This window comes from Pseudomonas sp. 008 (genome assembly GCF_016861935.1).
In the GTDB taxonomy this organism is placed as follows: Bacteria; Pseudomonadota; Gammaproteobacteria; order Pseudomonadales; family Pseudomonadaceae; genus Aquipseudomonas.
On the sequence record NZ_BOMA01000001.1, the window covers coordinates 128,548 to 142,691 of the forward strand.

General features: G+C 60.3%; 12 protein-coding genes. 7 read left to right on the plus strand and 5 right to left on the minus strand.

Annotated features, from left to right (window positions below; translation table 11 throughout):
* Window positions 1–780: an enoyl-CoA hydratase-related protein gene (locus JUI81_RS00565; protein ID WP_204123368.1), complete on the minus strand. Its 780-nt coding sequence runs from the start codon at window positions 778–780 to the stop codon at window positions 1–3.
* Between the two features lie 75 nt (window positions 781–855).
* Entirely contained in the window at window positions 856–1,995 is a 1,140-nt protein-coding gene (locus JUI81_RS00570; protein ID WP_204123369.1) for an iron-containing alcohol dehydrogenase, read from the minus strand.
* A 175-nt stretch (window positions 1,996–2,170) separates the two neighbouring features.
* On the opposite strand from JUI81_RS00570, the gene JUI81_RS00575 reads away from it, so the two are divergent.
* The 4 genes from JUI81_RS00575 to JUI81_RS00590 all read left to right on the plus strand — a co-directional run bounded on the left by JUI81_RS00575 (window position 2,171) and on the right by JUI81_RS00590 (window position 6,352).
* Complete coding sequence (locus JUI81_RS00575; protein ID WP_204123370.1) at window positions 2,171–3,109, plus strand: LysR family transcriptional regulator; 939 nt, start codon at window positions 2,171–2,173, stop codon at window positions 3,107–3,109.
* Between the two features lie 168 nt (window positions 3,110–3,277).
* Window positions 3,278–4,618: a sorbosone dehydrogenase family protein gene (locus JUI81_RS00580; protein ID WP_204123371.1), complete on the plus strand. Its 1,341-nt coding sequence runs from the start codon at window positions 3,278–3,280 to the stop codon at window positions 4,616–4,618.
* A 48-nt stretch (window positions 4,619–4,666) separates the two neighbouring features.
* Entirely contained in the window at window positions 4,667–5,449 is a 783-nt protein-coding gene (locus JUI81_RS00585; protein WP_204123372.1) for an SDR family oxidoreductase, read from the plus strand.
* Between the two features lie 54 nt (window positions 5,450–5,503).
* Window positions 5,504–6,352 carry an ureidoglycolate lyase gene (locus tag JUI81_RS00590; protein ID WP_204123373.1) on the plus strand — a complete coding sequence of 283 codons (849 nt, stop codon included), beginning with the start codon at window positions 5,504–5,506 and terminating at the stop codon, window positions 6,350–6,352.
* A gap of 382 nt (window positions 6,353–6,734) precedes the next feature.
* On the opposite strand, the gene JUI81_RS00595 is transcribed toward JUI81_RS00590, so the two are convergent.
* Together JUI81_RS00595 and JUI81_RS00600 are read right to left on the minus strand one after the other, a co-directional pair.
* On the minus strand, window positions 6,735–7,787 hold the full coding sequence (locus tag JUI81_RS00595; RefSeq protein WP_019578896.1) for an AraC family transcriptional regulator: 1,053 nt from the start codon (window positions 7,785–7,787) through the stop codon (window positions 6,735–6,737).
* Window positions 7,788–7,792: 5 nt separating this feature from the next.
* Window positions 7,793–8,794, minus strand: coding sequence for an AraC family transcriptional regulator (locus JUI81_RS00600; RefSeq protein WP_204123822.1), 1,002 nt, complete (start codon window positions 8,792–8,794; stop codon window positions 7,793–7,795).
* A gap of 167 nt (window positions 8,795–8,961) precedes the next feature.
* On the opposite strand from JUI81_RS00600, the gene JUI81_RS00605 reads away from it, so the two are divergent.
* Window positions 8,962–9,108, plus strand: a complete 147-nt coding sequence (locus tag JUI81_RS00605; protein WP_204123374.1) for a hypothetical protein — start codon at window positions 8,962–8,964, stop codon at window positions 9,106–9,108.
* A gap of 3 nt (window positions 9,109–9,111) precedes the next feature.
* Here the strand turns inward: JUI81_RS00605 and JUI81_RS00610 are convergent, their stop codons facing one another.
* Window positions 9,112–9,708, minus strand: coding sequence for a TetR/AcrR family transcriptional regulator (locus JUI81_RS00610; protein ID WP_064617845.1), 597 nt, complete (start codon window positions 9,706–9,708; stop codon window positions 9,112–9,114).
* 119 nt (window positions 9,709–9,827) lie between these two features.
* On the opposite strand from JUI81_RS00610, the gene JUI81_RS00615 reads away from it, so the two are divergent.
* Together JUI81_RS00615 and JUI81_RS00620 are read left to right on the plus strand one after the other, a co-directional pair.
* A complete protein-coding gene (locus JUI81_RS00615) occupies window positions 9,828–10,985 on the plus strand; it encodes a MexC family multidrug efflux RND transporter periplasmic adaptor subunit (protein ID WP_026331644.1) in 1,158 nt (385 codons plus the stop codon).
* A gap of 27 nt (window positions 10,986–11,012) precedes the next feature.
* Window positions 11,013–14,144, plus strand: a complete 3,132-nt coding sequence (locus JUI81_RS00620; protein ID WP_204123375.1) for an efflux RND transporter permease subunit — start codon at window positions 11,013–11,015, stop codon at window positions 14,142–14,144.

Sequence of the window (14,144 nt, forward strand, 5' to 3'; positions counted from 1 at the left end):
TTATTTCCCCTTGAACTGTGGTTTGGCTTTCGCGATGAAAGCGTTCAGACCGATCTGAAAATCTTCGGTGTCGTAGCAGAAGTAGCTGCTGTCGATTTGCTCGACGTTGGGTGCCACGCCGGCCTCAAGCTGGCGTGCGGCCTGGCGATGCCAGCGGGCGACGAGGGGCGCGCCGTTGACGATGCGTTTGGCGCTGGCGAGGGTTTCGGACTCGACCTCGGCGTCCGGTACAACGCGGGTCACGAGGTTTTTCACATAGGCGTCATTGGCGTCGAGAATCCGGCCTTCAAGGAGAATCTCCAGGGTCGTCGAACGCCCGGCCAGCGCCACCAGCCCGGCCATCTCGTCATAGGACATGACCAGCCCGAGTTTGCCGACCGGCGCACCGAAACGGCTGGAGGTGCCGCAGATGCGCAGGTCGCAGAGGGCGGCGATTTCCAGGCCGCCGCCGACGCACACGCCGTGAATCATCGCGATCACCGGGTGCGGGCAGTCGGCAACCGCGCGCATTGCCCTGGAGGTGACGTCGGCATAGACCCGGGCTTGCGCCTGATTGGCGCGCACTACGGGAAACTCACCGACATCGGCGCCGGCGGCAAACGCTTGCTCGCCGGCACCGCGCAACACCACGCAGCGAACGCTGGTGGCGGCGGATAGCTCGGTCATGACGTCACCCAGGTCTTGCCACATGGACAAGGTCAGGGAGTTCATCTTTCCCGGGTGACTGAGGGTGACGATGGCAATGGATTCTTGCCGTTCGATAAGGACGGTGGGCTTCATGATTGTTCCGCTGGCGTCGAATCGCGTTCGACGGTGCGGCTGCCTCCTGATTTATTGTTGTTGGATAGCGGCGGTTTACAACGACTGCTCAAGCATCGACAGGTAATCCGCGGACGATGCTTCGCGAGGGTTGGTCTTGTGGCTGTGATCGTGCAACGCGCCCTCGACGATGCCGGCAAACAGGCTCTCATCGACGCCGAGCTCGCTCAGGCGGGTCGGCAGGCCCAAGCGTCGGGTCATGTCCTCGATGGCCGCGCCGATATTGGCGCCGGCCTCAAGGCCCATGGCATGGCGCAGGCGTTCGAGCTTGCGTTCGTCGCGAACGGTGGGGGCGTTGGCGTTGAAGTCGACGACGGCGGGCAGAAAAATCGCGTTCAACGTGCCGTGGTGCAGTTTCGGATTGATACCGCCCAGGGCGTGGGACAAGCTGTGCACACAGCCCAACCCTTTCTGGAAGGCCAGCGCGCCTTGCATCGACGCGCTCATCATGTTCATCCGGGCTTCGCGATCACCGGGCTCGGTGGTGGCGCGCTCGATGTGTTCCCAGGCTCGCCACAAGCCATCGAGGGCAATGCCGTCGGCTGCAGGGTTGAAGGCCGGCGCCATGAACGTCTCGATGCAATGGGCGATAGCGTCCATGCCGGTGGCGGCGGTCAGCATCGGTGGCAGACCCAGGGTCAGTTCCGGGTCGCAGATGGCAACGCGAGGCACTACATAAGGTGAGATTACGCCTACCTTGCGGCCATCGTCGAGGATCAGGATGGCGCCTCGGCCAACTTCGCTGCCGGTGCCTGCAGTGGTCGGAATGGCAATCAACGGTGCGGTGGCCGCCGTGATGCGATCCAGCCCGCCTTCGATCACCGCAAAGCTTTGTAGCGGACCGTCGTGGGTGGCGCAGACTGCGACGCCTTTGGCCAGGTCGATCGAAGAACCGCCACCGACCGCGATGATGCCGTTGCACTCGCCAAGGTGGTAGTGCGCAACCGCTTCACGCACGGCGTGTTCGTTGGGGTTGGGCGGGGTGGCGTCGAAAATCGTGGGGGTACGCGCAGCGCCGAGGGCGGAGATGACTTTGTCGACGATGCCGGCATTGCGCACGCCGATGTCCGTGACGATCAACGGCCGTGTAATGCCGGCGCGCTCGGCTTCGGCGGCCAGATGCTGCAGGCTGTCGTAGCCGAACTGGATCTTGGTGACGTAATTGATGAGGGACATGATTCACCACAAGTTATACAGGATTGTTATTGTTGCAATCGGTCGGGGGCAGGAGAGCTTTCGATCTCGGGTCAAACCCATTGCATTGCCTGGTTGTGGGGTGGACTATAGGGCCGTCGCGGCAAGCCTCGATACTGACAACTTTCGATACCTCTATAACTTTTAGTTAACCCTGATGACGCCATCACTCAATTCGATCATGTCCCGCCTGCACATCAAGCAGCTGCGTTTGCTGATAGCCCTTGATGAGCACGGCTCCTTGCTCGGCGCGGCCAAGCAGGTCGCGCTGACCCAGCCTGGCGCCAGCAAAGCCCTGCAGGAAATTGAAACCACCTTCGGCACTTCGCTGTTCACCCGCACTAACCGCGGGCTTGAACCGAACGATGCCGGGCGTTCGGTGATCCGCTACGCACGGCTGATCCAGACCGACCTCGCGCACTTGCGCGAAGAGATCATCGGCATCATGAGTGGGGAGGGCGGACGGGTGTCGGTCGGCACCATCATGGGCGCCGTGCCGCTGTTGACCACCGCGATCAGCCGGGTGATCGCCGACAACCCGAAGCTGTCGATCGAGATCGTCGAAGACACCAGCGCCGCGCTGCTCAGTCAGCTCGACGCCGGGCGCCTGGACCTTGCGATCTGCCGTACCACCATCAGCACCACGCCCTACTTGTATGAGAGCTCGACATTCGTCGAAGAAACCCTGGCGGTGATCGCCAGCACCCAACATCCATTCGCCTACGCCAGGCAGTTGTCGCTCAAGGACCTGGTGGATTACCGCTGGGTCGTCTATCGCGCCAACATGCCGATGCGGTTGTTGCTGGAGCGCGAATTTCACGAGGCCGACCTGCGGTTCCCGGTGCACCTGCTGGAAACCACCTCGGCTTTCGCCACCTTGTCGCTGCTCCAGGAAAACCCGACCCTGGTCGCGCTGGTGTCGACCGACGTGGCGAAGTTCTGCTCTGGCTACGGCTTCACCACCACACTGCCGCTGCCCATCACCTCACGCAGCGAGCCCTACGAACTGGTATCGCGCAAAGGCGTACCCGACTCGCCGGCGGCGCGCTTGCTGCGAGAGGCATTGTTGAACCCCACTTCAGGCCAGGGCCGGTAGAAACGGGCATTCGGGATAATGCCTGCGTCTGGAAGTGAGCATTCGTGCGATTAAGGCAAATGTGATTTGCGGCAGATGCGGTGTTTGAAAGAGATCTGCATCGCAATACTCCGCGGGATTTTGCCTGCCCAATAATCGGCCCACGGATGGCCACTGCGAGGTTCCAACATGAATGTGCCCAACCGGCTCGCGCTCTTGATGACCACTGCCGCGCTACTCACTGCCTGTGGTGAATCCTCCAAGCTGCCACCACAGGCCGGCGTCGGCCCGGCCCCGCAGTTGCCCGAGCCCGTCACTTCGCTGATTCCCACCTTGAAAGTTTCAAAAGCGGTGGGTTGGTCGGGCCAGGATCGCCCCACGGCGCCCGCCGGTTTCGCCGTGACCGCCCTGGCTGAAAACCTCGACCACCCGCGCTGGCTCTATGTATTGCCTAACGGCGATGTACTGGTCGCCGAAAGCAACCACCCGCCGATGCCGGAAGGGGCCACCGATGGCGGTACTGGCCCGATCGCCTGGGTGCGCCGCACGGCGATGGGGTTTGTGATGGGCCGCGTGGGGGCCGATGCCCCGAGCGCCAACCGGATCACCTTGTTGCGCGATGTCGACGGCGACGGTCACGCCGAGGTACGAACCGAATTCATGACCGGTCTGACTTCGCCGTTCGGCATGGCGCTGGTGGGCAATGAGTTGTTCATCGCCAACGCCGATGCCTTGGTCAAAGTGCCTTACAGCGAAGGCCAGACCGAGATAAAAGCGCTGCCGGTTAAGGTCACTGATCTGCCTTCGGGCATCAATCACCACTGGACCAAGAACGTGCTGGCCAACCCTGAAGGTACCCGGTTGTATGTCACGGTGGGCTCCAACAGCAATGTCGGCGAGAACGGTCTCGATTCGGAAGAAGGCCGCGCCGCAATTTGGGAGGTCGACGTCAAGAACGGCAGCAAGCGTCTGTTTGCCAACGGCCTGCGCAATCCCAACGGGCTGGCCTGGAAGCCAGGTACGACACAGCTGTGGACGGTGGTCAATGAGCGAGACGAAATCGGCAGCGATCTGGTGCCCGATTACCTGACGTCAGTGAAGGAGGGGGCCTTCTACGGCTGGCCGTGGAGCTACTACGGCGCCCACGTCGACACCCGCGTTGAACCGCCGCGCCCGGATAAAGTGGCCGAGGCCATCGCCCCGGATTACGCACTGGGGACTCACGTAGCGCCGCTGGGCCTGGCATTCTCGGATTCGCGGGCAATGCCGGAGAACTTCGCTCAGGGCGTTTTCATTGGCGAGCATGGCTCGTGGAACCGCAACCCGCAGGCGGGCTACAAGGTGGTGTTCATCCCGTTCAGCGATGGCAAGCCCGCAGGAATGCCGGTTGATTTCCTGACCGGGTTTCTCAATGCTGACGGTGAAGCGCAAGGGCGTCCAGTGGGCGTAACGCTGGACCAGCGCGGCGCGTTGTTGGTTGCCGATGATGTCGGGAACAAGATCTGGCGTATCGCAAGCGTGAAACGCTAGTCAGCGGCAGTGGTAACGTAAGATTTTCCAACTGTGGGGAGCATCGTCATGGATTTGGCAATATCGGGGCGCTGGGCGATTGTCTGCGCCGCCAGCAAAGGCTTGGGCCTGGGCTGCGCGCGGGCGCTTGCGAAGGAGGGCGTCAACCTGGTGATCAACGCTCGCGGCGAAGATACCTTGCAGGCCGCCGCCACCGAATTGCGCAGCCTGGGTGTGGAAGTGCGCACCGTGGCCGGGGACATCAGCGAACCCTCGGTGCGTGAACAGATGCTGGCGGCGTGTCCGCAGGTGGATATTCTGGTCAATAACGCCGGTGGCCCGCCACCTGGAGACTTCCGCGACTGGCAGCGCGAAGACTGGCTCAAAGCGCTGGACGCCAACATGCTCACACCTATAGAGCTGATCAAGGCCTGCGTCGATGGCATGGCCGAACGCGGGTTTGGGCGTATCGTCAACATCACCTCCGGTGCGGTGAAGGCACCGATTGATGTGCTGGGTTTGTCCAACGGCGCCCGCAGTGGCTTGACCGGTTTTATCGCCGGGCTCGCGCGTCAGTCGCGGCTGGCCGGGAACAACGTGACGATCAACAATCTGCTGCCTGGCCCGTTCGAAACTGAGCGCTTGCACAAAACCCTGAGCGCTGCGGCCGAGGGCAATGGCACCAGCGTCGAGAACATCAGTGAACAGCGGCGCAAACATGTGCCGGCCCAGCGCTTCGGCCAGCCCGATGAGTTTGGCGCCTACTGCGCGTTCATCTGCAGCGCCCAGGCCGGTTTCCTCACCGGGCAAAACCTGTTGCTGGACGGCGGCAGCTACCCCGGCACGTTCTGATCTTTAGAGCATCTGAAACCCGGTTTGCACGTCCAATTCAGGCAGGAGAACACCATGAAACTATTGCGTTATGGCGAAAAAGGGTCGGAGAAACCTGGCTTGCTCGATGCCGACAATCAAATCCGCGACCTCTCGGGCCATGTGCCGGATATCGCCGGGCAGGCCCTGAGCCCGGACAGCCTGGCAGCGCTTGCCGCGATCGATCCGCACAGCTTGCCAATCGTTGCGGGCCAGCCACGTATCGGCGCTTGCGTCGGGCAGGTCGGCAAGTTCATCTGCATCGGTTTGAACTACGCCGACCATGCGGCCGAGTCCAATATGGACGTGCCAACAGAGCCGATCATCTTCAACAAATGGACCAGCGCCATCTGCGGCCCGAATGACGACATCCAGATCCCGCGTGGCTCGCTCAAGACCGACTGGGAAGTCGAACTGGGTGTCGTCATCGGTAAAGGCGGGCGCTACATTGATGAAGCGAACGCTATGGAGCACGTCGCCGGCTATTGCGTCATCAACGATGTGTCGGAGCGCGAATGGCAATTGGAGCGCGGCGGCACCTGGGACAAAGGCAAAGGCTTCGATACGTTCGGTCCTATCGGCCCATGGTTGGTCACTCAAGATGAAATCGCTGATCCGCACACGCTGGACCTGTGGCTGGAAGTCGACGGACACCGCTATCAGAAAGGTAATACGCGGACTCTGATCTTCAATGTGCCGCAACTGATTGCCTACCTGAGCCGCTGCATGAGCTTGCAGCCCGGTGACGTTATTTCGACTGGGACGCCACCAGGCGTGGGGCTGGGAATCAAACCCCATCCGATCTTTCTGCGTCCGGGTCAGACCATGCGTCTGGGTATCGAGGGGCTGGGTGAACAGCATCAGTTCACGGTGCAAGCAGACTGATCCGGCGGAAGTAATTTATTGAAGCGGGGACGGAGCCATTGTTTCAATGATTTACTTCCGAGCGTTCAAAACGCTGTGTGCAAAGCCGTGTGAAACGGGGCCAATCCTGAAACATAATGTTGGCGATAGTAGGAATGTTCGGATGGTTGTGCGATTCATTACTCTTTGAATTTATTGTTTTTTTAGAAAAATATTACATATCCATGTTGCGATAAGTCGAAATCCGGTTTTGTTGCATGAAATTACTTGTTCATACGCAACACTTTTGGGCTAACTGACGCGAGAATTGGATAAGTAATTGAGGCTAATGTTGCTGTTCCCGAAGCCTATCGTCCGATCTGCCGATTTCGACCCAATTTGAGTGCATGCACACTGGATACGTTCACGACCGATCCTTCACTCGGCTCTGAAGCAGCAACGGCTGCCTGCTAAACCCCGACTGCCTGCACCATTCCAGCGCGGACACACCAAACCAGCGATGGAACGCACGCGAGAATGTGCTGACATCGGCATAACCCAGCAGATGCGCCACTTGCGTCAGACTGATCGTCGGGACCTGCAGGTAATTGCGCACTAATTGCTGGCGTGTCTCATCCAGCAACTGCTGAAATGACGTGCCTTCTTGAGCCAAATGGCGTTGCAAGGTCCGCGGGTTGACTGCCATGCAGTCGGCCACTCTATCGATCGTCGCACGACCGCTAGGCAACAGATTGCGCAGCAATTGTCTGATGTAGCCGGGCATCTCGTCTGCCGACAAGCGTTCCATGCCCGACAGATGTTGAGCGATGAGTTGATGCAGGGTTTCGCTGGCGCAATCCAGCGGCTGCGCCAGCACGCATGCGTCGAATAGCAGACCAGTGTGCGCTGCAGAGAAGGTCGGTGTGATACCCAGCGCCTGCCGATAGACCCGCTCATCTGCAAGGGGGGGATGACGGAGCATTACCGCCTCGGGTTGCCATTGATCCCCGGCCAAGGTTCGCATCAGTTGTAGACCGACACCACACGCCAGTTCTTCTGCTTGAGGCAATCCGCCAATCGCCGCCTCATCGGTCCGGTAGCCAAGCAAAGCAACGCCCTCGAAAACCTCCAGATCGATGTGCGCCGCGCCGTTGTACAGCGCGAAATTGGCGCGCAGCTCGAGCAAGGCATCGCCGATGGTTCGGGCGTTGTGAATCAGGAAAAAAATATCACCGAAGACGTCGACCCCTTGATAGAGCCCAAATTCCAGGCCGAACAACGGGGTATTCGAACGCTGTTGGCACAGCTCCAGCAAGCCGCAATAGTGCTGGAAGGACAGGATATCTTCCGGGCGCTGCAGAGAAGCCACAGGCACAGAAGCCCGACGCAGCATCTGGCTCGGGTCCAGGCCTTGACGCCGGGCGAATTGATCGAATCCCGCCAGGCTGAGTGCACGAATGAACGGATTGGAAGGCATGTCATTTACCGATGAGTGTGCTGCATGCGCTGCTTCCACTTTTGCGGGCTGATGCCGTACCAGCGAGTGAAGGCGCGGGAAAATGTGCTCAGATCGGCATAACCCAGCAGGCTTCCCAGTTGCGTAAGGTTGATCGACGAATCGCAGAGGTAGCGCGCGGCCATCGCCTGGCGCGTGTCGTCCAGCAGTTCCTGAAATCGCGTGCCTTGCGCCCGAAGATAGCGTTGCAAGGTGCGCGGGCTGATCATCATGTACACCGCCATGTCGCGAAGCGTGACCGGGCCATTGGCAAGTTCATTACGCAGCCGTTTTTGCACGTAAGACGGCAACTCTTGCAGCGTCACGCGCGCAAGCTCGTCAATGTGTTGCTGGGCCAATTGCTGACACCTGGTGTCTGTCGCTTCCAGAGGTATCGCCAGCAATGACTCATCAAAGACCCAGGCATTGAAGGGACTGTCAAAGCGCGGGGGGACACCCAGCAGCGCGCGATAGGCAATGCGGTTGGCCGGAGCACAGTGGCGCAACATCAGAGCTCTCGGTTTCCAGGCGTGTCCCAGCAGTTCGCGGAGCAAGCAAGCGGCAATTCCCATCGCCAACTCCACCGTCTGACGTACCGAGACCAACGTTCCGTCAGTGACTTCGTACAAAAGCAGGGCACTGCCGGCCTGGCGTTCAAGGCGCACTAGCGCGCCGTCGCTATGTATATGGAAATAACGTGTCAGCAGATTCAGCGCCTCGCCCACATGGGCTGTACTGCGCATGGCGTACAGCAGGGTGCCGAGACTTTGCGTGCCCTGGCGCAAGCCAAACTGTAAGCCGAACAGGGGATTGTTCGAACGCACCGCACACAACTCGACCAAGGCGTTGAACTGCGCGCCGGATAGTTGAGCATTCAGCGGGTCTTCGGGCAGATGAACCTCAGCCAGCGCCGAATCCGGATCGATGCCCTGACTGACAGAGAACTCCTTGAACCCCAGCAGAGCAGTGCCACGGACAGTGGACATTATCTCGCCCCCCCGAATGAAGCACAGCCTTTGGCCTGAGGAGTACTGGCACGATTTGCAAAATCTCTGGCGCGATTTGCAAAGCTTTCACCCTTGTTCCGAGACCAGACTCGAACCACCAATAACAAAAGACCTGCGTTCGGCCCAAGGCCGGACGATGGAGGTATTCGATGCGTCGGTTCCTGTTCGTTTTCCTGGTGCTCGCGCTGATTTCGGGTGCGCTTTATTTTCAGCCTCGGCCCGCTAACCACACTGTTGTTCATCATACCAATCACCCACCGGTTGCCAGCATCAGCGATGTCTTCACGCATTTCTGAGGATTAAAGCGTTCTTTCCTGCACAGATGAGTGCTCGCGGAACTCGCCGCCAGACAGCGCTCCATGCAGGAACATCTGCTCGAGCGTTCGTGCCGAATCAGCATTGGCGGCACGCCCGCGCTGTTCGGCATCCACCAGGCCATAGACCAACGTGATGAACAGCTCGGTAAAAATCGCTGCGGTGATGTCGATGCGAAACAACCCTTTTTGCTGGCCTCTCAGGAAGAACCCATCCAGCGCCTCCAGGTAAAACTGCCAGCGTGTGTCACCCCGTTCAAAGTCAAGGAAGTCAGGGCGGTATTGCGCCATCAGAAAGGCCAGCAGTTCGCGATGGGCGAGATGCTTCCGGATCAATCGGCGTAGCGCGTCCAGCGGTTCCAGGTGCTGTAAACCGGCGCTGCGGATAATCAGATTGAGCGTGCCCTCGGCGTATTCCTCCAGTTGCTGCCCCAGGTTTTCCCGTGTTCCGCAGTAGCGGTGCAGGGTCGCCTTGCTCACGCCTGCCAATTGCGCCAACTCTTTCATCGTTGCCCGCGGTCGGTTGACGACCGCCACGGTCAGCGTCTTGAGCAGGTGTTCATCATGGGAAATCGGGTTCATCACCAAGCCTCAAGCGATGTTCATATAAGGTTCACATATTTCTCATATGAGACATATTTGACTCATTAGGGTTTAGAAAGTAGCATCCGCACCAAATTCAATCAAGCCTTGGGTGAGTTATGGGCAATTTGCGTGCAGTAAGGATGGCGGGCTCGCTGGCAGTAGCCATTGCGCTGGCAGGATGTGGGCCGGCGAATGAACAAGCGGGTGTGGCCGAAGTGGCGCGCCCGGTAGAAGTGCTGGCGGTGAAGACTGAGCCTTTGGCGCTGACTTCGGAGCTGCCGGGCAGGGTGGAACCCATGCGGGTCGCTGAAGTGCGCGCACGGGTGCCCGGCATCGTGATGCAAAAACGTTTTGAAGAGGGCGCTGACGTCAAAGCCGGGGACCTGCTGTTCCAGATCGACCCGGCGCCGCTCAAAGCGGCTTTATCGCGCGCCGAAGGTGAACTGGCCCGCACCCAGTCCGTTGCGCTTGAGGCACAGGCACGGGTCAAGCGCTATGAACCGCTAGTGAAGATCGAGGCGGTCAGCCAACAGGATTTCGACAGTGCCATGGCTGACCTGCGCAGTGCTCAGGCGGCAACCCGTTCGGCCCAGGCCGATCTGCAAAGCGCCCGGCTGAACCTCGGTTATGCCTCGGTGACTGCGCCGATTTCTGGCCGCGTCGGCCGTGCACTGGTAACCGAAGGTGCCCTGGTCGGTCAGGGGGACGCGACGTTGATGGCGCGGATTCAACAGCTTGATCCGGTGTATGTCGATTTCACCCAGTCGGCGGCCGACGCACTGCGTCTGCGCGAATCGCTCAAGGGCGGAAAGCTCTCCGCCGACGACAACAAGGCGCTGTCGATTCGTGTCGAGGGCACACCCTACGAGCGCCAGGGTGCACTGATGTTTACCGATGTCGCGGTGGATCGTGGCACCGGCCAGGTATCGTTGCGCGGCAAGTTTGCCAATACCGACGGTGTCCTGTTGCCGGGCATGTTTGTGCGCGTGCGCACGCCACAAGGCACTGACAACCAGGCCATTCTCGTGCCGCAACGCTCGGTGCAACGCGGCAGCGATGGCGGCGCCCAGGTGATGGTGGTAGGCGCAGACGACCGGGTCGAGTCACGCAATGTGGTCACCGGTGCCATGCAGGGTTCGCGCTGGCAGATCAGTGAGGGATTGAAGGCGGGCGATCAGGTGATTGTCGGCGGACTTGCCGGCCTGCAACCGGGCGCCAAGGTCGCACCGGGCCAGTCTCACGCCCAGGCTCAGCTGCCTGAGTCGAAACAGTAAGGGCGCAGTCGCCGCGAGGATATTCCGATGTCTCAGTTTTTCATCAAGCGCCCGAACTTTGCCTGGGTGGTGGCGTTGTTCATCTCTCTGGCTGGTCTGCTGGTCATCCCGATGCTGCCGGTGGCGCAGTACCCCAATGTCGCGCCGCCGCAAATCAGGGTTACGGCTACCTATCCTGGTGCCTCGGCGAAAGTGTTGGTGGACTCGGTCACCAGCGTGATCGAAGAGTCGCTCAATGGCGCCAAGGACCTGCTCTATTTTGAGTCGACCAACAACTCCAACGGCATTGCCGAGATTGTGGTCACTTTCCAGCCAGGCACTGATCCGCAGCTGGCCCAGGTGGATGTACAAAACCGCCTGAAAAAGGCCGAAGCACGTATGCCGCAGGCGGTGCTCACCCAAGGTCTGGAGGTAGAACAGACCAGTGCCGGTTTCCTGCTGATCTATGCGCTCAACTACAAGGAAGGCACCCAGCACAGCGATACGACCGCTCTGGGTGACTATGCCGCACGCAACATCAACAACGAACTGCGCCGGGTTCCGGGCGTCGGCAAGCTGCAATTCTTCTCCTCTGAAGCAGCCATGCGCGTCTGGATCGACCCGCAGAAACTGGTGGGTTACGGGCTGTCCATCGATGACGTGAGCACAGCCATCCGCGGGCAGAACGTGCAGGTGCCGGCCGGCAGCTTCGGCAGTACGCCGACCAACAGCCAGCAGGAACTGACTGCCACGCTGGCGGTGAAAGGTACTCTGGATAATCCGGAAGAGTTCGCACGCATCGTTCTGCGCGCCAACGAGGACGGCTCGACGGTCAAACTGGCGGATGTCGCTCGCGTGGAAGTCGGCCAGGAAAGTTACAACTTCAACTCGCGTCTGAACGGCAGACCGGCGGTGGCGGCGGCGATCCAATTGTCCCCCGGCGCCAACGCGATCAAGACCGCGACGGCCGTCAAGGAACGCCTGGCCGAACTGTCCGCCTATTTCCCGGACGACGTGGAATATTCCGTCCCCTACGACACTTCGCGTTTCGTCGATGTCGCTATCGAGAAGGTGATCCATACCTTGATCGAGGCGATGGTGCTGGTATTCCTGGTGATGTTCCTGTTCCTGCAGAACATCCGCTACACGTTGATCCCGTCGATTGTGGTGCCGGTGTGTCTGCTGGGCACGCTGCTGATGATGTATCTGCTGGGCTTCTCGGTGAACATGATGACCATGTTCGGCATGGTGCTCGCGATCGGCATTCTCGTGGACGACGCCATCGTAGTCGTGGAGAACGTTGAACGGATCATGGCCGAGGAGGGGCTGTCACCGGTCGACGCCACGGTCAAAGCGATGGGACAAGTATCGGGAGCGATCATCGGCATCACCCTGGTGCTGTCGGCGGTGTTCATGCCACTGGCGTTCATGTCCGGCTCGGTGGGTGTGATCTATCAGCAGTTCTCGGTGTCGCTGGCAGTGTCGATTCTGTTCTCGGGCTTCCTGGCGCTGACGTTCACTCCGGCGCTGTGTGCCACGCTGCTCAAGCCGATTCCTCAGGGACACCATGAAAAGCGCGGTTTCTTCGGCGCCTTCAACCGTGGCTTTGCCCGGCTCACCGAGCGTTACTCGATCCTGAACAACGGGCTGGTGTCGCGTGCCGGCCGGATGATGTTGGTGTACGTGGGCATCATTGCGATGCTCGGTTACTTCTATCTGCGCTTGCCGGAGTCGTTTGTGCCCGTGGAGGACCAGGGCTACATGATCGTCGACGTCCAGTTGCCACCGGGCGCGACCCGTACCCGTACCGAAGCCACCGGTGAACAATTGGAGCGGTATCTTGCCTCCCGTGACGCGGTCCAGTCGACGTTCCTGGTGTCGGGCTTCAGTTTCTCCGGGATGGGCGATAACGCCGCGCTGGCATTCCCGGTGTTCAAGGACTGGTCGCTGCGTGGCGAAGATCAATCGGCCATGGCGGAAGTCATGGCGCTGAACGAGCAATTTGCCGTGACCAACGACGGTGCAGTGATGGCGGTGCCTCCGCCACCGATTGATGGCCTGGGCAACTCCGGCGGTTTTGCGCTGCGCCTGCAGGATCGCGCCGGCCTGGGCCGCGAAGCATTGATCGCAGCCCGCGATCAGTTGTTAGGGCAGGCCAATGGCAACCCGAAAATCCTCTACGCAATGATGGAAGGCCTGGCCGAGTCGCCGCAATTGCGGGTGGTGATCGACCGTGACAAGGCCCGCACCCTGGGTGTGAGTTTCGAGTCGATCAGCCGTGCATTGTCAGCCGCGTTCGGTTCGGAGGTGATCAACGACTTCACCAACGCTGGCCGTCAGCAGCGTGTGGTGGTGCAGGCCGAGCAGGGCGACCGGATGACCCCGGAAAGCGTGCTCAAACTGTACGTGCACAACAGCGCGGGCAATCTGGTGCCGCTCAGCGCCTTCGTCACCACCCACTGGGAGGAAGGTGCGGTGCAACTGGTGCGCTACAACGGTTATCCGTCGATCCGAATCGTCGGTGATGCCGGGCCGGGATATAGCACCGGTGAAGCCATGGCGGAAATGGAGCGAATCGCCGCGCAATTGCCGGCGGGTTTCAGCTACGAGTGGACCGGGCTGTCGTATCAGGAAAAGGTCTCCAGCGGTCAGGCGACGCAACTGTTCGCGCTCGCGATCCTGGTGGTGTTCCTGTTGCTGGTCGCACTCTATGAAAGTTGGGCAATTCCCCTGACCGTGATGCTGATCGTGCCGATCGGTGCCATCGGTGCGGTACTCGCGGTGATGGTCGCCGGCATGCCTAACGACGTGTACTTCAAGGTTGGCCTGATCACCATCATCGGTCTGGCAGCGAAGAACGCAATCCTCATCGTCGAGTTCGCCAAAGAACGTTGGGAGAAAGGTTACAGCCTGCGCGATGCTGCCATCGAGGCCGTACGCCTGCGCTTCCGGCCGATTGTCATGACCTCCATGGCTTTCATCCTCGGCGTTGTGCCGCTGGCGTTGGCGACCGGGGCCGGGGCGGCGAGTCAGCGTGCAATCGGTACCGGTGTGATCGGCGGCATGCTCAGCGCGACGTTGCTGGGTGTGCTGTTCGTACCGATCTGTTTTGTCTGGGTGCTATCGATGCTGCGTAGTAAACCGGCCCCCATTGAACAACCCGCTTTGACTCAGGAGTGA

Coding starts and splice junctions, on each gene's coding strand:
- JUI81_RS00565 (WP_204123368.1), bottom strand. CDS start 780: ATGAAGCCCACCGTCCTTATCGAACGGCAAGAATCCATTGCCATCGTC.
- JUI81_RS00570 (WP_204123369.1), bottom strand. CDS start 1,995: ATGTCCCTCATCAATTACGTCACCAAGATCCAGTTCGGCTACGACAGC.
- JUI81_RS00575 (WP_204123370.1), top strand. CDS start 2,171: ATGACGCCATCACTCAATTCGATCATGTCCCGCCTGCACATCAAGCAG.
- JUI81_RS00580 (WP_204123371.1), top strand. CDS start 3,278: ATGAATGTGCCCAACCGGCTCGCGCTCTTGATGACCACTGCCGCGCTA.
- JUI81_RS00585 (WP_204123372.1), top strand. CDS start 4,667: ATGGATTTGGCAATATCGGGGCGCTGGGCGATTGTCTGCGCCGCCAGC.
- JUI81_RS00590 (WP_204123373.1), top strand. CDS start 5,504: ATGAAACTATTGCGTTATGGCGAAAAAGGGTCGGAGAAACCTGGCTTG.
- JUI81_RS00595 (WP_019578896.1), bottom strand. CDS start 7,787: ATGCCTTCCAATCCGTTCATTCGTGCACTCAGCCTGGCGGGATTCGAT.
- JUI81_RS00605 (WP_204123374.1), top strand. CDS start 8,962: ATGCGTCGGTTCCTGTTCGTTTTCCTGGTGCTCGCGCTGATTTCGGGT.
- JUI81_RS00610 (WP_064617845.1), bottom strand. CDS start 9,708: ATGAACCCGATTTCCCATGATGAACACCTGCTCAAGACGCTGACCGTG.
- JUI81_RS00615 (WP_026331644.1), top strand. CDS start 9,828: ATGGGCAATTTGCGTGCAGTAAGGATGGCGGGCTCGCTGGCAGTAGCC.
- JUI81_RS00620 (WP_204123375.1), top strand. CDS start 11,013: ATGTCTCAGTTTTTCATCAAGCGCCCGAACTTTGCCTGGGTGGTGGCG.